This window comes from Rhodoferax sp. SPJ21 (assembly GCF_058216335.1).
Map to the genome: position 1 here is coordinate 366,785 of NZ_JBYZMO010000002.1, position 25,426 is coordinate 392,210.

Sequence of the window (25,426 nt, forward strand, 5' to 3'; positions counted from 1 at the left end):
GTGCCAAATAAAGCCACAAAACCACAAACTGCCAAGAAGAAAAAGCCGGCAGCGAAATCTAAGTCCGCAGGAACAACAAACGATATAGATAAATCGCTCGTTAAATGTGAAGTAAAAATGGAGTTTGGTGAATGGATTTCCCCCGATTCTTGTAAAACTTTTTATATTGATGAGGACGCAAAGTTTCCAAGCATCACATATGAAATAAAGACAGATGAAGAAGGGCCATTTGAGTGGTCGTGGGAAATAAAATGGCCCGTACTTGCATGTCCTCAAAAACAAAATAAAACAAGATTTAAACCAAAAACTGAAAAAACTTTTTCCGAAAATGGGTCATTTAAATCTGATTTGAAAAAATGGACTGCGGAGTTAAATAAAAAAACAATTGGTGGCGACTTGACTGTCAAGGTTAAAGTCGGGGCAAAAACATTTGTTAGAAAAACTTTAATTTCAGGAAAAGAGCCTGGCGAGAAAAAAATAAATGACGAATTGGATACTTTCTCTGAAAAGTATCCAAATGAAATTATTTTGGCAAAAAAAATATTCAAACAAGAATCAAAATTTAAAAATTTCTATTCAGATGAACGTCCATTGGTATCATTTGATAATGGATATGGCTTAGGACAAGCAACTACACCAGTTCCCTCATATGAACAAGTTTGGGATTGGAAAAAGCATATCAAATATATAGTAACCCAAGTAATTAAAGAGAAAAGAGCTGCTGCAAAAAAGTACTTAGACACCCACGGCTCATATAATGATGAACAACTAAATTTGGAAACTTTGGTTTATTACAACGGAGCAAATTTCCATTATCATGTCTGGGATAGTTCTGTAAAAAAATGGATTGAGAACAGCGATGTTTTATGTGACCCAGATCAATCTAATACAGGTTGGAATATGAGTTTGGTTGAAAACAAAGGAAAATCGTTAAAAGACCTCAGAGACGGAAAAGGTACAAAACCAGTTTATACGGGACGTTGTTATGCAGAACATATTAACAATCAGAAATAAATTCTTTTTGCTTCTTGGTTTCATACTTATTTTTCTACCAGCTATCGCGACTAGTGCAGAAGATATTTGCACCAAATCTGTTAAAAGCCACCAAATGGTAAGAAATAAAGATGGAGTCGTATCAAGATTCTGTTTTGATAAAAATGAATTTTCATTGAAATACTTCTTCAAGGAAAGAAACGTATCTTTCTCTATCAAAAATAAGAATTTTTTGCTAAACAGAATACCTGCTGGATTTAATCCAGAAATGGTTGGTGCTGAGAAGTATTTCTTAATATTACCAGAAAATTTGCAGCCATATATTTCAAAAAATATTTTGTTATATATGTCGGCAATTAGGTCAACCTCGAGTAAAGGTGGGGGTCAATGTGGATCCGGCGCTGAAATTTATCTAAATACATTAGATTTAAGTTCTAACAGACCAGTGACTGTTTCTCAAATATTAATTGGAAGTTGCTCTAAGAATATTGAATTAATGGATTCTGAATCACCAACCAATAGTTTGGGCTATTTTTCTGTAGATGATGGGAATTTGTTGATTAATTTTTTATCATATGAAAATCTTGATGGGAACCCTCGTGCTCGTTTGTCTAACAATTTCAAAGAAATAGAATTTCTGAAGGAATAGCTCACCAGCGCAATTGGCACACGCGCAAATAGCTATTGATTTGATAGTGAAAAGGAACATAGCCGACCCCAACTGGGGCAACCAGTTTGCCCTGCGCGTCGGCACTGAAGTGCTGACATGAACCATGCTGTGAATATCAGATGGCGTCCACAGTTAGGGCTTGGTGCATTATTGCTGGTTTTTCAAAATTAATCATGCAGATTTAAAGGCATTATTCGTTAAAGAGTGGGAAACTTTTACCTATAACCACAACGGTGCTAAATGGAAAACACAAAATCCTAAGTCTCCATAAAAAATGGAGGATTTCTATAATGCCGCAAAATCTTAGTAAGGTTTTTAAATTAATCCTAATTGCACTGGTGCTTTTATTTAATAAAGCACAGGCAGGAACATTTGTTCAATTTGAAGAACCTGCTCTTATTGGGTTTGAATCAAATGGGAAAATTTATGGTTACTACGGATCATCAAATAGTCGAACAGGATTTTCGTGTGTCTTTTTCTTTCAAACCCTTGAGTCTGAAAAAAGTTTATCTTCACCCAAAAAAATAATTAGCTTTTATACTGAATCAAGTTTTCAAAATAGAAATGAAAGTGCAGATATTTCAGGTCAGCTCTACAAAAGTGAAGGTAGTTGGATAGTTGCGTTAGAAGATCAAGTCGCAGGATGTAATGCAGCGGTAAGCTGGAATTTTAAATTAGGTCCCCAAGAAAAAGGAGTAAAAAAATTTAAAATCGTAAAAAACATAACTGCTATTGAATTGCTATTTGCCACGAAGAAGACTCATTTCTATAAAAATACCAATGGGAAATTTACTCCCATGAAATCTTTTATTACCCAAAATGATGTTTTTGTTGTTCAAAAAAATGCCGGCATATATTCGTATGGACGATATGTGGATACCGATATGAGTAGGATTACTAATAATCCAAATGTCACCTTTGGTTGGATTCAACGTGCTGACTTGGAAAATCCATTTAAAAGTAATTGAGTTTCTGAAGAAATAGCTCATTAGCGCAATTGCTACCTGCGCAAGTAGCTACTAGCGCGCAGCCGTACTACCGATAATCATGACAACAGCCTCCTTTACCCTCCCCACACACCAACCTTCCGGTCGCATCAACGTGCGCCTGCTTTTGCGGGCCATGGTATGGGCATTGCCCCTATTAGCCGCAGTTAGCTGGGGCTATGCCTGTCTCTTGTTGTTAAACGTCCCTGGCGTTGTCGCAGCGTTTTTGGCGCTAGTATTTGCTGCGGTGTGTGCGGTCACGATTACCCACGCAGCGAACGCTGGGCATTCGCGCTCGGTGCGCTGGAATACGGTGTTGGCGGTCGTGCTGGCACTGTGTGCGCTGTGGGTTCGCTGGCTGGTAACGTTGCGCGGATATGGGGTGCCACTGGCCACCGAGTTTGTTGCATCGGGCCCGCTGTTCTTTCCGGTGCTGTGGGATGTTGCGGTTGCGCAGGCTGGTGCACCTGGAGCGTTTTCACCTTTGGCGCATTGCGTCGCATGGTTGGCCGAAACGGTGACAGTGGTGGGCCTCAGTGTGATGGTGGCGCGCAATGGGGCATGCGAACCGTATGCGGAAGACTCCCAAAAATGGGCAGCTAAAGAAGCCTTGGGAGAACTGTATTTAGCCGATGTGCAGTCTGGCGATCTATTGGAATACCTGGTCCAACACGGCCCGCGTTGCCTGCTTGCGATGCCAAGAGCGGCAGATCTTCAAACCAGCATCGCGTCCCAGTGGTGGACTATTGCGGTAGAAGGCTTCAGCACCGGTGCAGACGCTCCTGTCAAATGGCTCAACATTACGACGGTAGAGCAAACGCGCAATGACAAAGGTGGCATCAACACCGTAAAAAAACTGGTGGCGACAGCGTGGCCCGTTTCCGCAGAAGACTACGCCGATATTGTTCAGCACATGCGCCATGTAGAAAAGGCGTCCAGTCAAGAGGCCATGCACAGCGAAGCGGGTTCCTCCAACGAACAGCCACGGCCTACGCCGACTGAGCTGGAGTCGGCGCTGGCCGCCTACCAAGCGGGTCAGCACGCAAATGCTATTGCTTTGGCTGGCGCGCATTGTCAACATCCAGACCCGGCGGTAAAAGCAGATGCCTTTCGACTCTGCGCACTGTGCCATTGCGCACTATTGCAATGGGAGCAAGCGTTCAACTGCTTTCATGAATTGTTTCAATACGAATCTTCAGCCCACAATGCTTTGCAGCTGGCTACGACGTCCGTGATGTGTGGAGAGCTTTTGCGTGGGCAGGCCTGGTTTGAGAAAGCCGAAAACCTCAATGCAAGCAGCCGAGAGATGCCGAGTCCAACACTGCGTACAAACTACATATCTGCGCTTGAAAAAAAGGGGAAATGGCTGCGTTAATGCCCCATCTGGATTGGTTTGCAGACCTCTATGCCAGTCTGTCCATTACAGACTCGCATTTCTTGTGGGCACGGGGCGTGCCTTTTTTCTCTGTCTTTTTAGAAAAATCCTTACCTATCTTGCAGGCCAATATGGCGAATGCGGATATTCCAGATTGGTACAGAAAAATGGAAAAATCTCTGGATGAACGAGGCCGCGAGGCCCTTCATGTGCACATCCAAACCCTCAGCTAACGCCGAGCCCAGGCGACCTGCGCTAAGCAATGATCGAGTTCTACATCTACCCCGCCTTAGCCCTGCTTTTCATCGGCATTTTTTGCCGGGAAGTGATTGCACCCGCTTCACGCAATAGCTGTGACCATCGTTGGCTGATTCTGTCTACTTGCTCTGCTGTTGCAACCATCGCGACGACGCTTTTGATTGGCTATGTTTTTAGCCAAAAAATCAAACAACACGCATGGATTTCTAGCGCCGAGCTGTTGCCAGACGGAGTGATTGGTCTGCTGAGCTTTTTCCTCACCAGCTTTGTCTTCTACTGGTGGCATCGGGCCACGCACAAATTCGATGTGCTGTGGCGCGTCTTTCATCAGCTTCACCATAGCGCCAAGAGGGTGGAGGCGCTGACGGCCTTTTATGCGCATCCGTTGGATTCTGCGGCTGCCGTGCTCATCAGCGGCTTCTCTAGCTATGTCGTCCTGGGAGCGTCGCCGCTAGCAGCGGGCTTGGCACTCTTGCTGACGGGCGTCTTTGACCTTTTCCTCCACAGCGACCTTGTTACGCCCAGATGGCTTGGCGTCTTGGTGCAGCGCCCGGAAATGCATACGGTGCACCACGCGTATGGCCACCACGCGCAGAACTATGGTCTTCCCCTGTGGGACATGCTTTTTGGCACCTGGGTGAATCCTGCCCAGCGTGCCCAGAACCTCGGGTTTGACGAAGCGAAATCACAGCGCATTACAGACATGCTGATGTTCCGCGATGTACACCAGTAGCTTGTGCAGCAAGAAACACCGCCGTAAAGTTCTTGCTCTGTTTTCAATAGCACCCAGCGCATATACCACCTGCGCCAGGGCCCGAATTCTTTAAAACGGCGATTCCGCCAGATTCACCGGTTGCAAGGGCGCGGGCGCATCTGGCGTGGTGCCTACGGAGCCCAGGGCCATCTCGCCGCCCAGGGCCAGCAGCAGGTCGGGGATGAGCTGGCGCATTTCGCCAGTCGAGATGGCGGCGTCGGCGTCGAAGTTGTCTTCCTTTTCCTGCGAGGTACCGTCGAACACGCCGTCCAGGAAGGTGACTTTCTTGATCTGCATGCCTTCGGTCAACATGAAGGAGACGCGGCCTTCCCAGGTCATGGCCAGCTTGGTGGGCAGCTTGCCGTCGGCGACATGCTGGCGCACTTCGTCGATGTCCAGTGCATGGCGGGCGTATTTGACGACGGCTTTGGACTCATCGGCGGCCTTCAGTTCGCACTCGCGGTCCACGGTGAAGCCGGCGGGTGGCTCCTGGGTGGTCAGCCAGTTTGCCATGGCGGTGGCGGGCGAGATCGCAGTGTTGATCTGCTGCACGGCAAAGCCGTCTATGGCTTTGACCAGGGCGGTGATGATTTCATCGGCCCGGCCCTGGCTGCTGGCATCCACAACTAGCACCAGTGCGGCGGGGTCGATCCAGACGGTGGTGGCGCCGCGCTTGCTGAAGGCCATGGGCAGCAGCGACAACTTCACGTCTTCGCCGATTTCCTTGCGTTCTTTTTTGCCGGGCTTGCGGCCGGTGGTGGCCTCGATCTGCGCCAGGCGTTCTTCGGACTTGCGCTTGATGATCGAGGCGGGCACCGACTTGCTCTCGAACATGATCTTGAAGATCAGCTGGCCGCCAATGGATTCAACCAGCGGACCATGCGCCGTGCCGCGCGGCTCGACCCAGCCCATGGACATTTCCTGGCTGGCGCCACATTCGACGAAACGGTCTTTGTCCAGCTCGGCTTCTATCTTCAACAGATCAGGGACCCAACCGGCCCCTATGCGGTACACCAATACGTTTTTGAACACGGGAATTCTTTCTGCATAGGCCCGCAAAGCATGCGGACACGTTCTAACAAGGAAAATTAATGGGCGTGAGCCTTCTGGGTCGTTATTGTCGCCGCTGGTTTGGCACCTGCAGCTTTACAAAGCCATATTCACGGGTCATGGCGGGTACACAAGCGGCTTGCACACTGCCATTCAACCTGCAGCCAAACCCGACTGCAGGCTTTGGTTTTCCACGATCCACCTAGGAGATTGATATGGCTTCCGTACACACCGCGTTCAAGAGTCTGGTTCTGGCAGGCATGCTCGCCACGGCGGGCCACGCCGCCTTTGCAGCTGATGCGCCCCCACCGCCACCCCAAGGCCCAGGTGCAGGTCCAGGCATGGCCCACATGGACCCCGCCAAGATGCACGAGCGCATGCTCAAACACATGGCTGCGCTGAAGGCCAAGCTGCAGCTGACCTCTGCCCAGGAACCCGCCTGGACCACCTTCACCGCCAGCATGCAGCCGGCGGCGCCCATGGGTCCCCGGCCAGACCACGCCGAAATGGCCAAGCTGACCACGCCTGAACGTATCGACAAGATGCGCGCCATGCGTACAGAACGCGACGCCGCCATGGATAAACGCGCCGATGCCACCAAGGCCTTCTATGCCGCGCTGACGCCCGAGCAGCAAAAGGTGTTTGACGCGAACGCCATGCCGCACTTCGGCCCCGGCGACCACGGCCCCGAAGGCCACCCGCACAAGGGTTAAGGCTATTCCAGCCCGCCCTGCATCCGTGTGAATGCAGGGCGTGGTGTGGCGCCGCATAACTATGTGGATAGTTTTTGCATAAGACCTGGCTTATCCACAGGCTGGCCGCGCTGCTCCAACTTATCCCTGTTGGCGAAGCAAACCCAAAGCAGGGTCACGCACAGCCGTCCACATGGGCTAAGTGCCTGTCTGGCAAAGGGAAATGAGGCTTATCCACAGACCACCGGGGTGCTTACTACTACTACTATTCTTTAAATTAAAGATATAGAAGAAGAGTCAGGACAAAGTCCGGCCCCGGGCGTCTGCACGCAAATACTATATTTTTGATAGCTACTCGCGCAGTAAATACCTACGCTGGAGCCTGTTTTTATTTATAAAACTGCAGCTGTTCTGCAGGCATGGGTCGGCCAAACAGATAGCCCTGGAAGGCCAGGCAACCGTGCTGAACCAAGAAGTTGCGCTGCTCAGCGGTTTCTACGCCCTCGGCAATCACATTCAAGCCCAGGCTTTGGCCCAGGCCGATGATGGTGCGGGCGATGGTGGCGTCGTTCGGGTCGGTCATGACATCGCGCACAAAGGACTGGTCGATCTTCAGCAGATCCAGTGGCAGGCGCTTGAGGTAGGACAGCGAGGAATAGCCTGTGCCGAAGTCGTCCAGTGAAAAGCCTACGCCATGGGCGCGCAGGGCTTCCATTTTGGAAATGATCTGCTCGATGTCCTCGGCCAGCAGGCTCTCGGTCAGCTCCAGCTTTAACTGGGCCGGGTTGGCGCCGGTCTGGGCCAGGGTGTCGAGCACCTGCTGTACAAAGCCTACGTGCTTGAATTGGCGCGAGCTGACGTTGACGGCCATGGTCAGGTGCCGGGTGGCGGTGTTGCCCTGCCAGGTGGCTTGCAGAGCACAGGCCTGTTGCAGCACCTGGCGGCCCAGCTCCAGGATCAGGCCGGTTTCCTCTGCCAACGGGATGAAGGTGGCGGGTGACACCATGCCGCGCAGCGGGTGTTGCCAGCGGGCCAGGGCCTCCACGCCGGTCATAACCCCCTGGGCGTTGTGCTGGGTCTGGTAATGCAGGCGCAGCGCGTCTTGTGCAATGGTGACGCGCAGGTCGGCTTCCAGTGAGGCTCTTTCGCTGACCGCTGCTTGCAGCTGGGGGTCGAAAAACCCCAGCGTATTGCGCCCGGCGGCCTTGGCTTGGTACATGGCGATGTCAGCCTGCTTGAGCAACTCGCCCACGCTATTCGGCGCGTGGCTGAAAGGGGCGATGCCGATGCTGGAGGTGCTTTGGTGCTCATGCCCTTCCAGTTGGTAGGGCTGGCTCAGGGCCTGCAAGATTTTTTCGCCGATGCGCCGGGCCTGCTCTCCGATGCTTTGCGGGTTGTCGCCCAGGTCTTCAAGCATGACCACGAACTCATCGCCACCCAGGCGTGCCACGGTGTCCATATCGCGCACGCAGGCAGACAACCTCAGGGCCACTTGTTGCAGCAGCAGATCGCCTTTGTCGTGGCCCAGGGTGTCGTTTAGCGTTTTGAAGTGGTCCAGGTCGATGAACAGCAGCGCGCCGCCCTGCCCGTTGCGGGCACTGGTGGCCAGGGCGTGCTGCAACCGGTCTATCAGCAGCTGGCGGTTGGGTAGCTGGGTCAGCGGGTCGTAAAAAGCCAGCTTCTGGATTTCGCGCTCGGTCGCCTTGCGCTGGGAGATGTCGGTGCTGATAGAAAGTATGGAATGGGGCTGGTTGTCCACGTCGGTGATCAGCGTCCAGCGCGTCTCGGCTTCTATTTCCGTTTCGTCCTTGCGGTGGATCGTGAGTTCGCCTCGCCATTCGCCGTCGCGCATCACGGCCTGCTGGGCCGCTTTGACGGCCTCCGGGTTGCGGAACACGCGGTCCACCAGTACGTGGCCTATGACCTCTTTGGCCGTCCAGCCGTAGAGCCGTTCGGCACTTTTATTGGCATACAGCACGCTGCGGTCCATGCCACGGACAACGATGGCATCCTGCGCCTGGTCCAGCAGGGTTGCCTGGTGGTGGATACGGGCGTCGGACAGGCGCTTACTTTCCTGCGCACGCACATGGTCTATGCCGAACGCGATGTCATTCGCCAGCTGCTTGAGCAGCGGGACTTCTTCTGCGCCTATGTCTACGGTGGTGTTGGCATACAGGTAGAAAAGCCCCAGCGTGTTGTCGTTGTAGCGCAGCGGCAGGCTGGCTACAGAGCGCAAGTCGTCTACCCAGGATTCATTTAGCCAGCTCTTGAAGATTGCTTCTTTGCGGATGTCCGGCACGATGATGGTTTCGCCTGAGCGCAGGGCGCGGCCCGCCGGGCCTTGACCATAGGGTGAGTCGGCCGACCAGGACATGGGCCATATGGTGAAGTGCTCAGAGATCGCGCCGGCATGGGCCACGATGAGAATGGATTTTTCAATATTGTCCTGGGCAAATCCTACCCATGCCATGCGGTAGCCGCCGATCTCCACGGCAATCTGGCAGATCTCGTGCAGCAAAGTCAGCTCGGAGGTGGCCCGCACCAGAGCTTCGTTGCAGGCACTGATCATGCTATGGGCGCGGCTGAGTCGGGCCAGGTCTTTTTTGGCCTGCACATGTTGGCTGACGTCGTGGGCCAGCACCATTCGGGCATGTCGGCCGTTAAACAGCAGGCTGTCGCAAGACACCTCGACATCGATGGTCTGCCCATCTTTTTTGCGGTGCTTGCGCGGCACGGCGTGGATGTGTTCTTGGTCTGGCAGTGCCTCAGCCTGTAGCGTGTACAGGTCCATAGCCAGGAATTCGGCCCTGCTGTAGCCGTAGTGGGCGACGGCGGCCTGGTTCACCTCCAGGATGGTGTGCTGGGCCTTGTCCGTTACCCACATCGGCAAGGGGTTGTGTTCAAACAGCGTGCGGTACTGCCGCTCTGAAGCCTGTAGCTGTTGCAGTTCGGCAGCTGGAGTCTCCATGCGCTGCAGGTCTTCCAGCGGTGGAAGGGGCTGCATCGTGTCAGGGGGCGCTTGTGTCGACGTCTCTGCCATGGTCCATTTCTACAGGAGGGTAGGCACGGCGCCACACAAAGGCTCCGCGCTGGAGCTGTATGTTCTCACGGAACAGCCTGTGTCACCACAGGCTGTGCGTGTCCTGTCTATGTTGCTTCAGCCTTCGATGTTTTCGTGGCTGTCGGCCGTACCCTGGCGCCAGTAGCCTGCGGCTTTGATCCATTCCGGGCGGACGCCGCGCGTATCGACCAAATGGCTGCGCAGGGCCTTGGCGGCATGGGTTTCACAGGCCACCCAGGCATAGATATCGCCGGCGGGCAGGGCCAGGTCCTTCAGGCGGTCCAGCAGCAGGTTGGGTTGGCCATGCGGACGGCCCAGACGGTGGACCCAGACCGTGGTGACATCGGCCGCGCTGTCCATGGGCAGCTCGTCGGCGGGGCCATCCACCTCGGCCAGTACCAGGGTAGGGGCGCCAGCGGGCAGCTCGGCCAGGCGGCGTGCAATCGCCGGCAGGGCGGTGTCGTCACCGATCAGCAGGTGGCCATCAAAGTCGGTGGGCAGGATGAAGGAGCCGCGCGGGCCGGCCACGCCTATGCGCTGCCCCACCTGTGCCTGGAGGGCCCAGGTGGTGGCGGGGCCGGCGTCGTGCAGGGCAAAGTCGATTTCCAGAGTCAGGGCTTCGGTGTCAAAGCGGCGTGGTGTGTAGTCGCGCATGGTGGGCCGGGGGCCGTCCTGCGGCGCACCGGAGCCCGGCGGGCTGCTGGGCCGCACCAGTTCGCCGCTGACCGGGTCGGGGAAGAAGAGCTTCACATGGTCGTCAAAGCCCGGGCTGTTGAAGCCTTGCAGGTCTGGGCCGCCTAGGGTGATGCGCACCATGTGCGGGCTAAGGCGCTGGGTGGCGACCACGTCCAGCAGGCGAAAGTGCAACTCATGGCGCACGCGTTGCGGAGTACGGTTGGGGGTGGTGGTTTCCATTTAGATACGTTCCAGGTTTTGTGCGGCTTGGTCCAGCACCTGTGCGAAGGCGTGGGCTTGTTCTTCGGTCAGCTCGGTGCCGGCAAGGCGCAGGCGCACTGCCATCTTGAAGTTTTCCAGCGCTCGCACGACTTGCGGTGGCCGGCCGGTGGGCGGGCTGCCGGTGTCTTGCATGCGCGCCAGCATGGCGTCGGCGAGGGCGCGGTTTTCGGCCAGGTAGGTTTGGCCGGCCTCAGTGATGCTGTAGAGCTTGCGGCCACCGCCGTTCTCGGCCATGGTGGTGTAGCCCATTTCTTCCAGCAGGGTCAGCGTGGGGTAGATCACGCCGGGGCTGGGGCTGTAGCTGCCGCCCAGGCGGTCGCCGATCTCCTTGATCAGCTCGTAGCCGTGGCGCGGCTTGTCGGCAATCAGCTGCAGCAGTACCAGGCGCAGGCCGCCATGGCCAAATATCCGACCGCCGCTGCCGTGGCGACCGCCACCACGGCCGCCGCGTTCCAGCCCTTCTTCGAAAGGTCGCATAGTGTTTCCGATGTAGTTTAGATGCTATTACGATATATCTAAATTAGATCGAAAGTAAGTCTAAAACAGAGAAACCCTGATAACGCCCAGGGGTATTACAGGCTTGGTTTGTGGATAGTCACTATGATTTTTGTAGCTGCTGGCGTAGGTAAATCCTGCGCTGCAGGCCTATTTTTTATATAAGACCGGACAAGCCGGTGTGCAGCAGCTGCCCCAGGCACCAGTGGTCTAGCAGGCGCTAGCCAGCTGCGCCAGGCGTTTGCCAAGCGCGGCCTTGGTGCAGCGCTGCAAATCCATCAGCAGTGCGCTATGTGGCTGGGCGATGCCCCAGCGCTGGCGCAGGTCGTGCTGGATCTGGCCTAGCAGGTGGGCGGCCATTTCGGCATCGGCCAAGGCGCGGTGGGCCTGGCCGGTGCGCGGCAAGCGGTGGAAGTCCACCAGGCTGCCCAGCTTGTGGCTAGGCGCCTGCGGGTACAGGCGGCGTGCCAGTAGCAGGGTGCAAACAAAGGGCTGTTCGGCGGGCAGGTCGATGCGCGCCAGCTCGGCCTGCCAGAACTTGCGGTCGAAGGCCGCGTTGTGCGCCACCAGGGGAACATTGCCGACGAAGCGGCTGGCCTCTGCCATGGCCTGGGCCGCGGTCGGTGCGTCGGCCAGCATGGCGTTGCTGATGCCGGTCAGCTGGGTGATGAACGCCGGGATGCGCACGCCGGCATTCATCAGACTCTGGTAACGGTCCACCACTCGGCCCTGCTCCAGCAGCACGATAGCCACTTCGGTGGCGCGGTCGCCTTGGGCGGGCGAGATGCCGGTGGTTTCAAAGTCGATCACAGCCAGGCGGGTCATAGGGGCGCGATTCTAGCCAGCGCGAAGGGGCTGGCTCGTCAAAAACAACTTGTGGCTGGGCTTCTCGCAGTCTGTTTCCCTTGTCGCATGGGCTGAGGCGTACCATGCACAGCCATGGACGTTCTGAACCCGGTGCCGGGCGCACCTGCCAGCGCCGAGGCGCTTTTCTTTGACGGCACGCAGCGCCTGCAGCAAGGCGACTTGGTTGGTGCCGAAGCCGCATTGCGCGCCGCTGTGCAACTGGCCCCTACCCTGGCCGAGGCCCATGCCAACCTGGGTCTGGCGCTGGAGTTGCGGCATGCGTGGCCCGAGGCTGCTGACTGTTACCGCCAGTCGATTGCACACAACCCCACTTTGGTCGATAGCTATGTGAACCTGGCAGGTGTGCTGATACTGCTGCGCCAGCTGGACGAGGCCGAAGCCGCCTGCGCCATGGCCCTGCGGCTGCGCCGCGACGACCCGCACATCTGGTGCAACCTGGGTGTGGTTTACGCCCGCATGGGGCTGGAGGTGGAGTCCGAAGAATGCTGCCGCGAAGCCCTGTTGCTGGAACCCGGCTACCCCAAAGCCCGCTTCAACCTGGCCTACCTGCTGCTGCGCCAGGGGCGCTGGGAAGAAGGCTGGGCGCATTTCGAGTCGCGCGACTGGTATGCCTCCATGGCCCGCCTGATGCACTGCCCACGTTGGCGCGGCGAGCCGCTGGCGGGCCAGTCCATCCTGGTGGCTTACGAGGCTGGCCATGGCGACATGCTGCAGTTCTGCCGCTATGTGGCAGAGCTGAAGGCGCGCGGCGCTCGCCACGTCACCTTGGTCTGCCACCCGCCCCTGAAACGTCTGTTTGCCAGCCTGGCAGGCGTGGATGTGCTGGTGGGCTATGACGAGGACCTGCCGGATACGGCCTGGGACTGCTGGACGCCTTTGATGAGCCTGCCATCGCTGTGCCAGACCCGGGTGGATAGCGTGCCGGCTCCCCTGCCCTATCTGCATGCCGAGCCGGCCCTGCTGGCCGAATGGGCGCGCCACCCGGCCCTGGCCCAGGTGCCGGTGGGCGACCTGCGCGTGGGCCTGGTGTGGAAGGGCAGCAGCAGCTTTGAGAACGATGCCGAGCGCTCTCTGGCCAGCTTGACCACCCTTCTGCCGCTGGCCGCCGTGCCTGGCGTTTCCTTCATCAGTCTGCAAAAAGGCGCGGGAGAGGACGAGGCCGCGCATCCACCCCCAGGCATGGCCGTGCACGCCCTGGGGCCGCAGATACGCGACTTTGCCGATACCGCTGCTATCTTGGCGCAGCTGGATTTGTTGATCTCGGTTGATACCGGCGTAGCCCACCTGGCCGGTGCGCTGGCGGTGCCGTGCTGGGTGATGCTGCCCGACTACCTGACCGACTGGCGATGGCTGGCCGAGCGCAGCGACACGCCTTGGTACCCGGGTGTGATGCGTCTGTTTCGCCAGCCCGCAGGTGGCGGCTGGGCGCCGGTGGTGGATGCGCTGGCGGCCGCCTTACACGCGTTTGCGGCGGGGGCTGGTGGTGGCGGGGGCGCTGGAAATGGGGGGCTTCGCCACGCTTAGCTTGCTTGCGCTGTTGCGGCTGAGCTCGTTGGCAATGGTGCGGTTTTTGCTGTCCATGGCGTGGTCGAACATGGCGCGTCCGGCGGCGTCGGGGTCGCCCGAGGCAATCGCGGCGACGATGGGGCGGTGCTCGTTGGCGGTGATGGGCATCAGCCAGCTGTCGGCCAGGTTCAGGCGCCGAAACAGCGACAGCTCCTTGATCAGCTTGCGGTAGATTTCTGTCAGCTTGCGGTTGCCTGCCAGCTCCACCAGCCGGTCGTGGAACTTCAGGTTCAGCAGGTGGTAGTTGTAGGCGTCCTGGGCCTTGACCTGGCGCTCCATCTCCGTCACCAGACCCTTGATTTCTTTCAGTTGGGCAGCTGTGATGTGGGTGGCCAGTTGGCGCCCCACCAGCTCGTCCAGCGAGGCGCGCAGGTCAAAAATTTCTACCGCTTCGTCGGTGGGAATGTCGCGTACAAACACGCCCCGGTTCTTCTCGAAGCGCAGCAGGCCGCCCTCTTCCAGCATGCGAAAGGCTTCGCGTACCGGGCCCCGGGATACACCCAGCTTCAGGGCCAGCGTGGCCTCGATCAGCTTGGTGCCGGGGCCGTATTCGCCGACCAGGATGGCGCGCTCTATTTCCTGTTGCACCACACTCGTCAGCGAGCTGCTTTGGAGGAGGGCGATGGTGGGATGGGGTGCAGCAGACATGCTCCGAATTGGAGCACAGTTTGTATAAATAACTTGGCAAAAAGCCCCAGAATCCAAGCGGTTCTGGGGCGATACAACAACGCTTTATTTCTTGCCCATGGTGGTGACCGGTGGGCCCTTGAAGCGTCGGCGCTCAAAGCCAAACCAGACCACGGCTGTCAGCACCAAAAAGGCCAGCGTGATCTGCAAGGCGGCGTCGTTCGGGGGCTGTACACCCAGGAACAAGATCAACACTGCCGACAGCGTCACCAGCAGGGCCACCAGACGGAATAAAGGTCCCATGTCCCAGGGGCCCATCTTGTTCCAGCGGCCGCCATAGGCCAGGCCACCCAAGGCAATTGGCAGGCCGTAAGAGATGAAGATGAAGATCACGGTGACCGATACGATGGTGGTGTAGGCCGGGGTGTACAGCGTGAACAGCACGGCTATGACGCAGGCCGTCCAGATCGCGGCCACGGGGGACTTCAGCGTGGCGTGCACCTTCTTCAGCGCGCCCGATGCGGGCAAGCCGCCGTCGCGGGCAAACGCGAAGATCATGCGCGAAGCCGAGGTCACGGTGGCCAGCCCGCACAGGAATTGCGAGGCAGTAATGGCCCAGTACAACACAGCCTTCAGACCGGCCGGCAGCACGGCGTCCATGGTGGCAAAAAACACATTGCCACCCGTAGCAGCGGCCTTGTCCATGTCAGGAATGGCGATCACGAAGGCGCACAGCATCAGGTAGCCAAACAGAGATGAATACAGCACCGAAGTGACGATGCCTTTGGGTACGGCACTGGATGCATTGACCGTTTCTTCGGCGGTGTGGGCCGAAGCATCAAACCCTGTGATGGTGTAGATCGGCAGCAGTAAACCCAGGCCGAACAGCAGCCACATGCTCTTGGTTTCAGGCCACACGCCGCCACCGACGTCACCGCTGTAGTTCTTGAAGGTCACCAGGCGCGACAGATCGAAACTGGGTGCGTACACCAGCAGCGCCACGGTCAGGCCAATGGCGGTGGCGAAGATCAGGTAGCCGCTAATGTCGGTCAAAAAGGCTGTGAGCTTGATGCCGAAATGGTTGGCCAGGGCCTGCAGCACGGTGATGCCGATGACGAAGGCTGCCTGGGTTTGGAAATTGGCTTCCCACCCCAAGCTGGTGCCAAATGCACCGATGAAGAAATAAAACGTGCCCACATTGATGGCACCCAGCACTGTCACCAGGCCCAGCAGGTTCAGCCAAGCCGTCAGCCAGCCCCAGCCCCGCCCGCCCAGGATCGAGCTCCAGTGGTACAGGCCGCCGGCAGTGGGAAAGGCCGAGCCGATCTGCGCCATGCCCAGAGCAAACACCAGGCTGATGGCGCTACCGATCAACCAGCCGATGCCGATGGCCGCGCCGCCCACGCCAGAGATACCCTGTGACAGCGAGTTGATGCCGCCCGACAAGATGCAGATGATGGAGAACGAGATCGCAAAGTTCGAAAACGGCTTCATGCTGCGCGACAGCTCTTGTTTGTAGCCCATGCTTTGCAGCACGCTGGCGTCGTCGGCGGCTGCGCCTGACGTGTTCGCAGAAAGTGTCATCAAGTACTCCTGAATAGGATGAATGGAAAATGAACATATGCACATCCCATGCCTGATGCTTCCGCAGGGTTTTGGACCATGGAAATTGCCCTGCGGGTGTAACCGCGATCCTTCCGTCGTGCAAGCAAAATTTGCAGATTGTTAACAATCTACAGTAGAGCAATTGACAAGCTGGGTGCGAAGCGTTTCAATGTCCCAGCCCTGAAACACACATACAAGAAGCAAGGCGTAGCGGCCCAAGTTGGTGCGCCATGGACTTGGAATACAAAACGGTGAGAGACAACATGGCATCCAAGAAAACACCTGCCCAGCACCCTGCCCTGGCGGCCCTCCAGCAATCTGGCGCGGCCAAGGTCAAGGTCGCCGTCAGCGACATCGACGGCGTGCTGCGCGGCAAATATCTGCACATCGACAAGTTCCTAGGCGCGGCCGAGCCTTACCCGGCTGGCGGTTTCGGCTTTTGCGACGTGGTGCTGGGCTGGGACATGATGGACAGCTGCTACGACAACACCACCGTCACCGGCTGGCAGCACGGTTTTCCCGATGCGCTGGCCCGGCTGGACCTGGGCACGGCGCGCCATGTGCCTTGGGACAAGCAGGTGCCTTTTTTCCTGGGTGAGTTTGTGCTTGCCGACGGCACGCCGCACCCGCTGTGCCCGCGCCAGACCTTGAAGCGCGTGCTCAAGCGCGCCGAGAAGATGGGCCTGCAGGTCATGACCGGCATGGAGTTCGAGTGGTTCAACTTTCTGGAAACGCCGCACAGCTGGGCCGAAAAAAACGGCGTCGGCGCCACCAAGCTGACGCCTGGCATGTTCGGCTATTCACTGCTGCGCATGAACCAGAACCGAGATTTCTTCAACGCCATCATGGACGACATGCTGGCCTTCGGCGTGCCCATCGAGGGCCTGCACACCGAGACCGGCCCCGGCGTGTTTGAAGTGGCCATCGGTTTCAGCGAAGCCCTGGCCCAGGCCGACCGGGCCATTCTGTTCAAGACCGGTGTGAAAGAAATTGGCGCCCGCTACGGCATCATGCCCAGCTTCATGGCCAAGCCGCACGCGAACCTGCCGGGTTGCAGCGGGCACATCCACCAAAGCCTAAGCGATGGCAAGAACAATCTGTTCTACGACGCCAAGCAGCCGCGCAAGATGAGCAAGCTGTTTGAAAGCTATCTCGCCGGCCAGGTGGCCTGCATGGTGGATTTCGGCCCCATGATCTGGCCCACCATCAACAGCTACAAGCGCCTGGTAGATGGCTTCTGGGCACCGACCAAACCCACCTGGGGCATGGACAACCGCACCGCCAGCTTCCGCGTGATTGCCGGCAGCCCCAAGGCGACCCGGCTGGAAACCCGTTGCCCGGGTGCCGACGTGAACCCCTACCTGGCCATGGCCGCCGTCATAGCCGCCGGGCTGGACGGCGTCGAAAAGGGTTTGAAGCTCACAGCCCCGCCCATCACCGGCACCAATGGCGGCGCCGAGCACATTGCCCGCGCACCGCGCACCTTGATCGAAACCACCCGCGTGTTCCAGCAGTCGGCTATCGCGCGCGATTGGTTGGGCGACACCTTTGTCGACCACTTCGCCGCCACCCGTGAATGGGAATGGCGCCAATGGCTGGACGCCGTCACCGACTGGGAACTGAAACGTTACTTTGAGATCATTTGAACCATGACCATTACCAATTTTGCCTTTCCCACGCCCATCAAATTTGGTGCTGGCGCGCGCAAGCTCGTGGCCCAGCATCTGCTGGACCAGGGCCTGCAGCGGCCCCTGATCGTGACCGATCGGGCCCTGGCTTCCCTGCCGGTGATGGCCGAGTTCGTCAGCCACCTGGATGGTCTGGTGGTGGGCTTGTACAGCGGTGTGCACGGCAACCCGACCTGCAGCCAGGTGATGGACGGGGCCGTGGCCTTCAAGGACCACAACGCCGATTGCGTGATCGGCTTTGGCGGCGGCGCCGCACTGGATGTGGCCAAGGTGGTGGGCATTGCAGCCACCCACCCGGGCGATATTCTGGAATACGTGTGGGACCACCCGCAGGTGCGCCCCATCGACCAGCCGCTGCCGTATTTTGTAGCCCTGCCCACCACTTCGGGCACGGGGTCCGAGGTCGGTCGCTCCAGCGTGGTGAGCGAGAACGACACCCACCTCAAACGCGTGATCTTCAGCCCCAAAATTCTGGCCAAGGTCGTGTTTGCCGACCCAGAACTCACGCTCGGCCTGCCGGCCCATGTGACTGCCGCGACAGGCATGGATGCCCTCACCCACAACATCGAAAGCTATCTCTCGCCGGCCTACCACCCGCTGTGCGATGGCATTGCTTTGGAGGGCACGCGCATTGCCGCCGCCGCCCTGCGCACGGCAGTACACGAGCCCAGCAATCTGCAGGCCCGGTCCGACATGATGATGGCCTCGATGATGGGCGCCATCGCCTTCCAGAAAGACCTGGGTGCGGTGCACTCCTGTGCACATGCGTTGGGCGCCGTGTGCGACCTGCACCACGGCCTGGCGAACGCGCTGATGATTGACACCGTGCTGGTCTGGAACCAGGCGGTGGTGCCGCTCAAGTTCGACGAGCTGGCCCACGTCTGCCAGGTGCCGGGTGGTGGCAAGGCCTTTGTGGCCTGGCTGCGCGAACTCAAGCACTCCATTGGCATTACCGGCCGCCTGGCCGACCACGGCGTGCGCCACGAGCACCTGCCGCGCCTGGTGGAAATCGCCACCGCCGACATCTGCCACCATACCAATCCGCGTCCCTGCACAGCGGAGGATTTCGAAATGCTTTTCAAGGCGGCGATGTAATGTCCAACCCCACCCGACCCGAGCGCTTGAAGATCGGCATCAGCGCCTGCTTTCTACACCCCGACCCTGCCCGCGCGGCCTTTGCCAAAAAGACGCTGCAGTACGTCGAGCAGTCCATGGCGCACTGGATCATGTCCGGCGGCGCGTTGCCGGTGATGGTGCCCTCGCCTGTGGGCGACACCGCGCGTGGCGAGGTGCACTTTGACGACTACGCGCAGTGGCTGGACGGCCTGGTGCTGCACGGCGGCGCCGACGTGTGGCCCGGCAGCTACGGCGAAACTCCGCTGCAGGAACGCTGGAGCGGTGACCGCATCCGCGACGAATACGAGCAGGCCTTGGTGAAGGCCTTTGTGGCGGCCGGCAAGCCGGTGTTTGGCGTGTGCCGTGGCCTGCAGCTCATCAACGTGGCCTTTGGCGGCACGCTGTACCAGGACATCGCCACACAGCGCCCCGAGGCCGTGGCGCACCGCGATGCCGATGCCTACGACCAGCATTTTCACCCGCTGCAAATCGTTCCAGAAACACGGCTCAGCGCACTATTGCCGGGCGGTAGCAGCTATAAAATAAATAGCATACACCACCAGGGCATCAAAGACCTGGCGCCCGGCTTTGTGGTGGAAGCGCGCAGCCCCGAAGACGGCGTGATCGAAGCCATCCGCAGCACCGGCCCTGCCTATGTGGCAGCCGTGCAATGGCACCCTGAATTCCACCAGCCGGCCCTGGGCACGCTGGACGACACCCCTTTGCTCACCGACTTTTTAGCCGCAGCACACGTCGTAAAGCTTGCCAAGGACACGCCATGACCACCCTCGCCATCCACAACCCCGCCAGCGGCGCCAAGATTGCCGAAGTGCCGGCCGACGACGCGGCCTCGGTCGCCGCCAAAGCCCTGGCCGCGCGCGCCGCCCGGCCTGTGTGGGCGGCCGCGCCCTTGGAGATGCGCAAGGCCTGCGTGCTGCGCTTTCGCGCTGCCGTGGTGGCCGAGCTCGAAGCCCTGGCCGCCACCATGACCAGCGAGACCGGCAAGCCCATCGCCATGTCGCGCAACGAGCTGAACGGCCTGCTGGGCCGCATCGACTTCTTCCTGGCCGAGGTGGACGCCAGTACCGCCACCCAAACCGTGTTCGCCGAGGGCGGCATGACCGAGCAAATACAGCACATCCCGCTGGGTGTGGTGGCGAACATCTCCGCCTGGAACTACCCCTGGTTTGTGGGCTGCAACGTCATCCTGCCGGCCCTGCTGACCGGCAATGCCGTGCTCTACAAGCCGTCTGAATACGCCACGCTGACCGGCTTGAATATTGTGCGTCTGCTGCATGCGGCCGGCGTACCCACGGATGTGCTGATCGCCCTGGTGGGCGGTGCTGCCGTGGGCGCAGCTCTGCAGGCGCAGCGTATCGACGGTCTGTTCTTCACCGGCTCGTACGCCACCGGCGTCAAGATCGCCCAGGCCCTGGGGCCGCGCATGGTCAAGCTGCAGCTGGAGCTGGGCGGCAAGGACCCGACCTATGTCTGCGACGACGCCCAGGTGCACAACGCCGCCGCATCGCTGGCCGATGGTGCCATGTACAACACCGGCCAAAGCTGCTGCTCGGTGGAGCGCATCTATGTGCACGCCCAAATTTTTGACGCCTTTGTGGCGGCCTTTGTGGACACCGTGCACGGCTTCAAAGTGGGCGAGCCCATGGCCGACGACACCTACATCGGCGCCATCACCCGCGCGCAGCAGCTGGACGTGCTGGACGCCCAGGTCGCTGACGCTGTCGCCAAGGGCGCTACCCTGCTGACCGGTGGCCAGCGCCTGCCCGGCAATAGCTACGCGCCCACGGTGCTGGTGGGCGTGGACCACAGCATGGACGTGATGCGCGAGGAAAGCTTCGGCCCCATCATCGGCATCCAGAAGGTGGCCAGCGACGCTGAGGCCGTGGCCTTGATGAACGACACCCGTTACGGCCTGACCGCCGGTGTCTTCACCCCCAACGAGCAACGCGCCCGTGCCGTGCTGGCCCAGGTGAACGCCGGCAGCGTCTACTGGAATTGCTGCGACCGCGTCAGCCCGCGCCTGCCCTGGAGCGGCCACGGCGATTCGGGCGTAGGCCTGACCCTGTCCACCTACGGCATACAAACCTTCACCCGGCCCAAGGCCTGGCATCTGCGCCAGGTTTGAATCATGTAGATGAAATAAGCCTCCAGCGCAGCTAATACCTGTGCAGGCAGCTATCAATACTGCAGCGCCGGCCAAGCCTGCGATTGGCATCAAATTTGCACGACCACTGCAGTGCATGCCCACGTGCACCAAAGCCGCTTTTAAAGGTCTGCAATGCCCCAGTTTGTCCACACGGTAGGCGCCCACAGCTACCGTTTCCGAGATCTCCGCGAGCTGCTCGCCAAGGCCACGCCGCTACGCTCTGGCGACCTGCTGGCCGGTGTGGCCGCCGGCAACGCGCAGGAGCGCGTGGCCGCGCAGATGGCGCTGGCCGACCTGCCCCTGGCCACGTTTCTGCAGCAGCCCGTGGTGCCCTACGAGAGTGATGAAGTCACCCGCCTGATCATCGACAGCCATGACGCCGCCGCCTTCGCGCCCATCCGCCACCTGACGGTCGGCGACTTCCGCAACTGGCTGCTCAGCGATGCGGTGGACAGCGCTACGCTGGCGGCGGTGTCGCCCGGCATCACGCCCGAAATGGCGGCGGCCGTCAGCAAGATCATGCGCAACCAGGATTTGATCCTGGTGGCCAAGAAATGCCGCGTCATCACCGCCTTCCGCAACACCATCGGCCTGGAGCAGCGCCTGTCTACGCGCCTGCAGCCCAACCACCCGACCGATGACACCAGTGGCATCGCCGCCAGCGTGCTCGACGGCCTGCTGTACGGCAGCGGCGACGCCGTGATCGGCATCAACCCGGCCACCGACAACGTGCCCCAGGTGGTCAAGATCGTCACCATGCTGGACGCCATCATCCAGCGCTACGAAATTCCCACGCAAAGCTGCGTGCTGACCCATGTGACCAACACCATCCAGGCCATAGAGCGCGGCGCGCCGGTGGACCTGGTGTTCCAGTCCATCGCCGGCACGCAGGCGGCCAACCGCAGCTTCGGCATCGACTTGGCCATGCTGGCCGAAGCACGCAGTGCCGCCCTGTCGCTGAAGCGCGGCACGGTGGGCGACAACGTGATGTATTTCGAAACCGGCCAGGGCAGCGCCCTATCGGCCAACGCCCACCATGGCATGGACCAGCAGACCTGCGAGGCCCGCGCCTACGCCGTGGCCCGCGCCTTCAAGCCGCTGCTGGTGAACACCGTGGTCGGCTTCATCGGGCCGGAGTATTTGTTCGACGGCAAGCAGATCATCCGCGCCGGCCTGGAAGACCATTTCTGCGCCAAGCTCTTGGGCCTGCCCATGGGCTGCGACGTGTGCTACACCAACCATGCCGAGGCCGACCAGAACGATATGGACGTGCTGCTGACCCTGCTGGCCGCCGCCGGCTGCAACTTCGTGATGGGCATCCCCGGCTCGGACGACATCATGCTGAACTACCAGACCACCTCGTTCCACGACGCGCTGTACACGCGCCGCCTACTGGGTCTGCGCCCTGCGCCCGAGTTTGAAGACTGGCTGCGCCGCATGCAGATTTTTGAAGGCGAAGGCGTGGCGCAACTGGCGTCTGCATTGCCAGAACCGTTTGCCCAAGTACTGTTGGCCCAGGTATGAGCGTAGTTCCGAATCCTTGGCACACCTTGCGCAGCCTGACTGCCGCACGCATCGCCCTGGGCCGCACCGGCATCAGCCTGCCCACCGCGCCGCAGCTCGAATTCCAATTGGCCCATGCCCGCGCCCGTGACGCCGTGCACCTGCCGCTGGACACCGCGCAACTGGCGCAAGACCTGGGCGAGGTGCTGCCCGGCCACCCCGATGCCATCCAGCTGGCCAGCGCCGCGCACGACCGTGGTACCTATCTGCAGCGTCCTGACCTGGGCCGCCGGCTGGACGCCACCTCGCACGATTTGCTGGAGTCCTTCTACCAACCAGCCCGCCCCTACGACCTGGCGCTGGTGGTGGTGGACGGCCTGTCCGCGCTGGCCATCGCGCAGAACGCCGCGCCCTTCATCCACGCCCTGCTGCAGCGCCTAGCGCCCGAGGACTGGTCGCTGGCGCCCACCACCATCGTCACCCAGGGCCGCGTGGCAGTGGGCGACGAGGTGGGCCAACTGCTGGGCGCCAAGGCCGTGGTGGTGCTGGTCGGCGAACGCCCGGGCCTGAGCTCGCCCGACAGCATGGGCCTGTACCTCACCTGGGCGCCCCACGTGGGCTTGACCGACGCTGCGCGCAACTGCATCTCCAACGTGCGCCCCGAAGGCCTGTCTTACGGTGATGCCGCCTACAAGCTGCACATGCTGCTGCGCGAGTCCCGCCGCCGCCAGCTGTCGGGTGTGGATTTGAAGGACGAGACGGTGGATGTGCTGGCGTCAGATAACGGCGCCATGCGCAACTTCTTGCTGCCCTGATCGCGGCGGTTTATTCCGCAGGCCGCATCAGCCCGGCCAGCTCCTCGTGGCCGCGCGCCTGCAGCGTGTCGGCAGCGCCGATGCGGTCGCGCAATTCGCGGTTTTGGCTGAGCTTGACTTTGCCCACCAGGGAGGTGATGGCGATCTCGATGCCCACGATGTTGCGCAGCATGCTGGCTATGTACTCCGGCGCCGAGTCGCCCATCTTCCACGGCGAGGGCTCAGTTGCTTCGTGGCGCCGCGTCAGGCGCGCCACGATGCCGCGCACAAAGCGTTCATCGTCACGCACGGTCAGCACGCCGTGGGCGTGCACCACCTCGTAGTTCCAGGTCGGCACCTGGCGGTGGGTTTCGTGTTTGCTCGGGTACCAGGTGGGCGAGATATAGGCCTGCGCGCCGCGAAAAATCACCATCACCGGGCTGCCCGTGGGGCAGCGCTGCCACACCGGGTTGGCGCGGGCCACATGGGCCGACAGCAGGCCATGCGGCCCCACCTCGGGGTCGAATTCGAAGGGCAGGTGGTCGGCGTCCAGCCCACCGTCAGCGTGGCTGACCAGGGTGCCCAGGGGGTGCTCGCGGATGATGCGCTGCAGCTGTTCAGGCCGGTTTTCGGCGAAGTGCGCAGGGATGTACATGGTGTGGGGTGGTGTAGCTGTAGGTAGCCGAATATCGCCTGAAACTGGTGCCATCAGAAGAGCCAGTAGCGTTGATTCTTTAGGGGCCAGTTCAAGCTCTCTGAGGGCGACTCTGGCGTTGCCAGCGTGACCTTAAGGCAAGCCCGGACAAGCTTCTCGCAGCCTCAACCCGGTATCTCCGGCTCCACCAGGTTCGCCAGCTGTGCCAGCGACTCCTGCCAGCCCAGGTAGCACATCTCCACGGGGATGACTTCGGGGAGGCCAGACTGCTCGATATGCACTTCCGTGCCGCACAGCACGGGCTTGAGGCTGACCGTCACCAGGATCTCGCCGGGCAAATTCGGGTCGTCAAAGGTGTCGGTGTACTGGATCAGCTCATTGGGGACCAGCTTCTTGTATTCGCCGCCGAACGAGTGGCCCTGCCCGGTGGAAAAGTTCTCGAACGACATCTTGAACGTACCGCCGACTTTGGCCTCCATATGCTGCACCTTGCAGACGAAACCATAGGGCGGCAGCCATTTGGCTAGTGCCGTGGCATCCAGAAATGCGCGGTAGATTTTCTCCGGCCGGGTTTTCAACACGCGGTGCAGGCGGACAGTTCCAGTAGCCATGTTCAGATCTCCTTGGACAGAAACAGGGACGGCCATTGTCTGCCGCATGCGCGGGCAAAGCCAGTGCCCGCCCGGTTCTATCGCCAGCGCCTTGCGCTTACTGCAGGCTTAGCGCCTTGCGTAGCTCCAACTTGGCTGCTTCGAAATCGGTGTTGAATGTGGGGCTGGCCAGCAGCGTCGCAGCCATGGCGCTGCCCGCACGGCGGCCTGCGTCCAGGTCGTTGGGGTAGTGCATGCCACCGATGACGCGGCTTTCGGCGTAGTCGTTGGCGCGCGCAAAAATGGCGGCCCGTTGTTCCGGCAGCATGCTACTCAGCACGATGGCCATCATGGTGGAGCGCGAGGTGTGGCCCGACGGGTAGGACCCGGTTTTAGACGGCTTCACCAGGGGCTTGATGTCCGGGTTGTTCAGGAACGGGCGCGTGCGGCCAAAGAAGGCTTTGACCGGGTCCACCACGGCGTCTTCGGTGTCGCCCATGCGTGCAAACATGGCGGTAAACAAGGGCAGATTGGCGGGCTTGAAGTTGGCCCCCAGCACCGAGGAGAACATGGCGTACACCGTCTCTTCAGCATCGCTGTTGGCCAGTGCAATGCGCTCGGGCGTGGCGGCTTTTTGGGCCGCCAGTACCAGCATCTGCTGGGCGCGGTCGTCGGCGCTGCCGTTGGCCACGGGTGCGGGCATGAAGGGGATGATGTCGAGCTGCTTGTGGGTGAGGTAGGGGCTTTCTGCGGCAAATGCGCTGAAGCTGAAAGCGATGGCACAGCCCAGCAGGGCACGGCGGATGAACATAGGTGTTTCCCAAATAAACCCCGCATTGGATAGCCTAGATATTTCAGATGCGTGACGATTTGGAGACTGCTTTTCAGCTTTACAGGACAAATGCGCGTGGTGCCAAGACAGTACGATCCAAGGTTTTTATCCACCCACTTTTCAGA

Annotated in this window: 24 protein-coding genes; 14 read left to right on the forward strand and 10 right to left on the reverse strand. The window is 59.5% G+C overall.

The window, feature by feature from the left end:
• From AC4BBN_RS09535 to AC4BBN_RS09560, 6 genes are all read left to right on the forward strand, one after another.
• On the forward strand, nucleotides 1–1,014 hold the full coding sequence (locus AC4BBN_RS09535) for a hypothetical protein (RefSeq protein WP_490591751.1): 1,014 nt from the start codon (nucleotides 1–3) through the stop codon (nucleotides 1,012–1,014).
• The gene (locus tag AC4BBN_RS09540) at nucleotides 986–1,642 is read left to right on the forward strand and encodes a hypothetical protein (protein ID WP_490591752.1); all 657 of its coding nucleotides are present in this window, start codon (nucleotides 986–988) and stop codon (nucleotides 1,640–1,642) included. Before AC4BBN_RS09535 ends, AC4BBN_RS09540 begins: the two co-directional genes overlap by 29 nt.
• 311 nt (nucleotides 1,643–1,953) lie before the next feature.
• Nucleotides 1,954–2,631, forward strand: coding sequence for a hypothetical protein (locus AC4BBN_RS09545; protein WP_490591753.1), 678 nt, complete (start codon nucleotides 1,954–1,956; stop codon nucleotides 2,629–2,631).
• 79 nt (nucleotides 2,632–2,710) lie between these two features.
• Nucleotides 2,711–4,024, forward strand: coding sequence for a hypothetical protein (locus AC4BBN_RS09550; RefSeq protein ID WP_490591754.1), 1,314 nt, complete (start codon nucleotides 2,711–2,713; stop codon nucleotides 4,022–4,024).
• Nucleotides 4,012–4,257, forward strand: a complete 246-nt coding sequence (locus AC4BBN_RS09555; RefSeq protein ID WP_490591755.1) for a hypothetical protein — start codon at nucleotides 4,012–4,014, stop codon at nucleotides 4,255–4,257. The genes AC4BBN_RS09550 and AC4BBN_RS09555 overlap by 13 nt, the downstream gene beginning before the upstream one ends.
• Nucleotides 4,258–4,286: 29 nt before the next feature.
• Nucleotides 4,287–5,015: a sterol desaturase family protein gene (locus AC4BBN_RS09560; RefSeq protein ID WP_490591756.1), complete on the forward strand. Its 729-nt coding sequence runs from the start codon at nucleotides 4,287–4,289 to the stop codon at nucleotides 5,013–5,015.
• 90 nt (nucleotides 5,016–5,105) lie between these two features.
• Here the strand turns inward: AC4BBN_RS09560 and AC4BBN_RS09565 are convergent, their stop codons facing one another.
• A complete protein-coding gene (locus AC4BBN_RS09565) occupies nucleotides 5,106–6,068 on the reverse strand; it encodes a recombination-associated protein RdgC (protein WP_490591757.1) in 963 nt (320 codons plus the stop codon).
• 233 nt (nucleotides 6,069–6,301) lie between these two features.
• Between AC4BBN_RS09565 and AC4BBN_RS09570 the strand changes: the two genes are divergently transcribed.
• Nucleotides 6,302–6,799: a Spy/CpxP family protein refolding chaperone gene (locus AC4BBN_RS09570; protein WP_490591758.1), complete on the forward strand. Its 498-nt coding sequence runs from the start codon at nucleotides 6,302–6,304 to the stop codon at nucleotides 6,797–6,799.
• A gap of 367 nt (nucleotides 6,800–7,166) precedes the next feature.
• Here the strand turns inward: AC4BBN_RS09570 and AC4BBN_RS09575 are convergent, their stop codons facing one another.
• The 4 genes from AC4BBN_RS09575 to AC4BBN_RS09590 all read right to left on the reverse strand — a co-directional run bounded on the left by AC4BBN_RS09575 (nucleotide 7,167) and on the right by AC4BBN_RS09590 (nucleotide 12,116).
• A complete protein-coding gene (locus tag AC4BBN_RS09575; RefSeq protein WP_490591759.1) occupies nucleotides 7,167–9,782 on the reverse strand; it encodes a sensor domain-containing protein in 2,616 nt (871 codons plus the stop codon).
• A gap of 153 nt (nucleotides 9,783–9,935) precedes the next feature.
• Complete coding sequence (locus tag AC4BBN_RS09580) at nucleotides 9,936–10,754, reverse strand: siderophore-interacting protein (protein ID WP_490591760.1); 819 nt, start codon at nucleotides 10,752–10,754, stop codon at nucleotides 9,936–9,938.
• Nucleotides 10,755–11,273, reverse strand: a complete 519-nt coding sequence (locus AC4BBN_RS09585; protein WP_490591761.1) for a PadR family transcriptional regulator — start codon at nucleotides 11,271–11,273, stop codon at nucleotides 10,755–10,757.
• Nucleotides 11,274–11,501: 228 nt separating this feature from the next.
• Entirely contained in the window at nucleotides 11,502–12,116 is a 615-nt protein-coding gene (locus AC4BBN_RS09590) for a 3'-5' exonuclease (RefSeq protein ID WP_490591762.1), read from the reverse strand.
• A gap of 114 nt (nucleotides 12,117–12,230) precedes the next feature.
• On the opposite strand from AC4BBN_RS09590, the gene AC4BBN_RS09595 reads away from it, so the two are divergent.
• Nucleotides 12,231–13,682 carry a tetratricopeptide repeat protein gene (locus tag AC4BBN_RS09595; RefSeq protein WP_490591763.1) on the forward strand — a complete coding sequence of 484 codons (1,452 nt, stop codon included), beginning with the start codon at nucleotides 12,231–12,233 and terminating at the stop codon, nucleotides 13,680–13,682.
• Here the strand turns inward: AC4BBN_RS09595 and AC4BBN_RS09600 are convergent.
• Together AC4BBN_RS09600 and AC4BBN_RS09605 are read right to left on the reverse strand one after the other, a co-directional pair.
• Nucleotides 13,614–14,372, reverse strand: a complete 759-nt coding sequence (locus AC4BBN_RS09600; RefSeq protein WP_490591764.1) for a phosphonate utilization associated transcriptional regulator — start codon at nucleotides 14,370–14,372, stop codon at nucleotides 13,614–13,616. The two genes, AC4BBN_RS09595 and AC4BBN_RS09600, sit on opposite strands and share 69 nt — an antisense overlap.
• An 84-nt stretch (nucleotides 14,373–14,456) precedes the next feature.
• Nucleotides 14,457–15,935: an amino acid permease gene (locus tag AC4BBN_RS09605; protein ID WP_490591765.1), complete on the reverse strand. Its 1,479-nt coding sequence runs from the start codon at nucleotides 15,933–15,935 to the stop codon at nucleotides 14,457–14,459.
• A 284-nt stretch (nucleotides 15,936–16,219) separates the two neighbouring features.
• On the opposite strand from AC4BBN_RS09605, the gene AC4BBN_RS09610 reads away from it, so the two are divergent.
• The 6 genes from AC4BBN_RS09610 to eutC all read left to right on the forward strand — a co-directional run bounded on the left by AC4BBN_RS09610 (nucleotide 16,220) and on the right by eutC (nucleotide 23,245).
• Nucleotides 16,220–17,602: a glutamine synthetase family protein gene (locus AC4BBN_RS09610; protein ID WP_490591766.1), complete on the forward strand. Its 1,383-nt coding sequence runs from the start codon at nucleotides 16,220–16,222 to the stop codon at nucleotides 17,600–17,602.
• A gap of 3 nt (nucleotides 17,603–17,605) precedes the next feature.
• A complete protein-coding gene (locus tag AC4BBN_RS09615) occupies nucleotides 17,606–18,739 on the forward strand; it encodes an iron-containing alcohol dehydrogenase (RefSeq protein WP_490591767.1) in 1,134 nt (377 codons plus the stop codon).
• Nucleotides 18,739–19,542, forward strand: coding sequence for a gamma-glutamyl-gamma-aminobutyrate hydrolase family protein (locus tag AC4BBN_RS09620; protein WP_490591768.1), 804 nt, complete (start codon nucleotides 18,739–18,741; stop codon nucleotides 19,540–19,542). The genes AC4BBN_RS09615 and AC4BBN_RS09620 overlap by 1 nt, the downstream gene beginning before the upstream one ends.
• Complete coding sequence (locus AC4BBN_RS09625; protein ID WP_490591769.1) at nucleotides 19,539–20,906, forward strand: aldehyde dehydrogenase family protein; 1,368 nt, start codon at nucleotides 19,539–19,541, stop codon at nucleotides 20,904–20,906. The genes AC4BBN_RS09620 and AC4BBN_RS09625 overlap by 4 nt, the downstream gene beginning before the upstream one ends.
• Before the next feature lie 153 nt (nucleotides 20,907–21,059).
• Nucleotides 21,060–22,451, forward strand: a complete 1,392-nt coding sequence (locus AC4BBN_RS09630; protein ID WP_490591770.1) for an ethanolamine ammonia-lyase subunit EutB — start codon at nucleotides 21,060–21,062, stop codon at nucleotides 22,449–22,451.
• Nucleotides 22,448–23,245 (forward strand): ethanolamine ammonia-lyase subunit EutC, encoded by a 798-nt coding sequence (gene eutC / locus AC4BBN_RS09635; protein ID WP_490591771.1) that lies wholly within the window; start codon nucleotides 22,448–22,450, stop codon nucleotides 23,243–23,245. The genes AC4BBN_RS09630 and eutC overlap by 4 nt, the downstream gene beginning before the upstream one ends.
• Before the next feature lie 10 nt (nucleotides 23,246–23,255).
• Here eutC and AC4BBN_RS09640 read toward each other — a convergent pair whose 3' ends face one another.
• From AC4BBN_RS09640 to AC4BBN_RS09650, 3 genes are all read right to left on the reverse strand, one after another.
• The gene (locus AC4BBN_RS09640; protein WP_490591772.1) at nucleotides 23,256–23,879 is read right to left on the reverse strand and encodes an FMN-binding negative transcriptional regulator; all 624 of its coding nucleotides are present in this window, start codon (nucleotides 23,877–23,879) and stop codon (nucleotides 23,256–23,258) included.
• A 164-nt stretch (nucleotides 23,880–24,043) separates the two neighbouring features.
• Complete coding sequence (locus AC4BBN_RS09645) at nucleotides 24,044–24,490, reverse strand: SRPBCC family protein (RefSeq protein WP_490591773.1); 447 nt, start codon at nucleotides 24,488–24,490, stop codon at nucleotides 24,044–24,046.
• Between the two features lie 97 nt (nucleotides 24,491–24,587).
• Nucleotides 24,588–25,280, reverse strand: a complete 693-nt coding sequence (locus tag AC4BBN_RS09650) for an acid phosphatase (protein WP_490591774.1) — start codon at nucleotides 25,278–25,280, stop codon at nucleotides 24,588–24,590.
• Nucleotides 25,281–25,426: the final 146 nt, after the last annotated feature.

Bases quoted from the DNA above. Each gene is read 5' to 3' on its own strand.
- AC4BBN_RS09625 (WP_490591769.1), top strand. From the start codon at position 19,539: ATGACCACCCTCGCCATCCACAACCCCGCCAGCGGCGCCAAGATTGCC.
- AC4BBN_RS09645 (WP_490591773.1), bottom strand. From the start codon at position 24,490: ATGGCTACTGGAACTGTCCGCCTGCACCGCGTGTTGAAAACCCGGCCG.
- AC4BBN_RS09595 (WP_490591763.1), top strand. From the start codon at position 12,231: ATGGACGTTCTGAACCCGGTGCCGGGCGCACCTGCCAGCGCCGAGGCG.
- eutC (WP_490591771.1), top strand. From the start codon at position 22,448: ATGAGCGTAGTTCCGAATCCTTGGCACACCTTGCGCAGCCTGACTGCC.
- AC4BBN_RS09615 (WP_490591767.1), top strand. From the start codon at position 17,606: ATGACCATTACCAATTTTGCCTTTCCCACGCCCATCAAATTTGGTGCT.
- AC4BBN_RS09585 (WP_490591761.1), bottom strand. From the start codon at position 11,273: ATGCGACCTTTCGAAGAAGGGCTGGAACGCGGCGGCCGTGGTGGCGGT.
- AC4BBN_RS09575 (WP_490591759.1), bottom strand. From the start codon at position 9,782: ATGCAGCCCCTTCCACCGCTGGAAGACCTGCAGCGCATGGAGACTCCA.
- AC4BBN_RS09605 (WP_490591765.1), bottom strand. From the start codon at position 15,935: ATGACACTTTCTGCGAACACGTCAGGCGCAGCCGCCGACGACGCCAGC.
- AC4BBN_RS09545 (WP_490591753.1), top strand. From the start codon at position 1,954: ATGCCGCAAAATCTTAGTAAGGTTTTTAAATTAATCCTAATTGCACTG.
- AC4BBN_RS09570 (WP_490591758.1), top strand. From the start codon at position 6,302: ATGGCTTCCGTACACACCGCGTTCAAGAGTCTGGTTCTGGCAGGCATG.
- AC4BBN_RS09555 (WP_490591755.1), top strand. From the start codon at position 4,012: ATGGCTGCGTTAATGCCCCATCTGGATTGGTTTGCAGACCTCTATGCC.
- AC4BBN_RS09600 (WP_490591764.1), bottom strand. From the start codon at position 14,372: ATGTCTGCTGCACCCCATCCCACCATCGCCCTCCTCCAAAGCAGCTCG.
- AC4BBN_RS09610 (WP_490591766.1), top strand. From the start codon at position 16,220: ATGGCATCCAAGAAAACACCTGCCCAGCACCCTGCCCTGGCGGCCCTC.
- AC4BBN_RS09640 (WP_490591772.1), bottom strand. From the start codon at position 23,879: ATGTACATCCCTGCGCACTTCGCCGAAAACCGGCCTGAACAGCTGCAG.
- AC4BBN_RS09550 (WP_490591754.1), top strand. From the start codon at position 2,711: ATGACAACAGCCTCCTTTACCCTCCCCACACACCAACCTTCCGGTCGC.
- AC4BBN_RS09630 (WP_490591770.1), top strand. From the start codon at position 21,060: ATGCCCCAGTTTGTCCACACGGTAGGCGCCCACAGCTACCGTTTCCGA.
- AC4BBN_RS09560 (WP_490591756.1), top strand. From the start codon at position 4,287: ATGATCGAGTTCTACATCTACCCCGCCTTAGCCCTGCTTTTCATCGGC.
- AC4BBN_RS09590 (WP_490591762.1), bottom strand. From the start codon at position 12,116: ATGACCCGCCTGGCTGTGATCGACTTTGAAACCACCGGCATCTCGCCC.
- AC4BBN_RS09540 (WP_490591752.1), top strand. From the start codon at position 986: ATGCAGAACATATTAACAATCAGAAATAAATTCTTTTTGCTTCTTGGT.
- AC4BBN_RS09650 (WP_490591774.1), bottom strand. From the start codon at position 25,280: ATGTTCATCCGCCGTGCCCTGCTGGGCTGTGCCATCGCTTTCAGCTTC.
- AC4BBN_RS09620 (WP_490591768.1), top strand. From the start codon at position 18,739: ATGTCCAACCCCACCCGACCCGAGCGCTTGAAGATCGGCATCAGCGCC.
- AC4BBN_RS09580 (WP_490591760.1), bottom strand. From the start codon at position 10,754: ATGGAAACCACCACCCCCAACCGTACTCCGCAACGCGTGCGCCATGAG.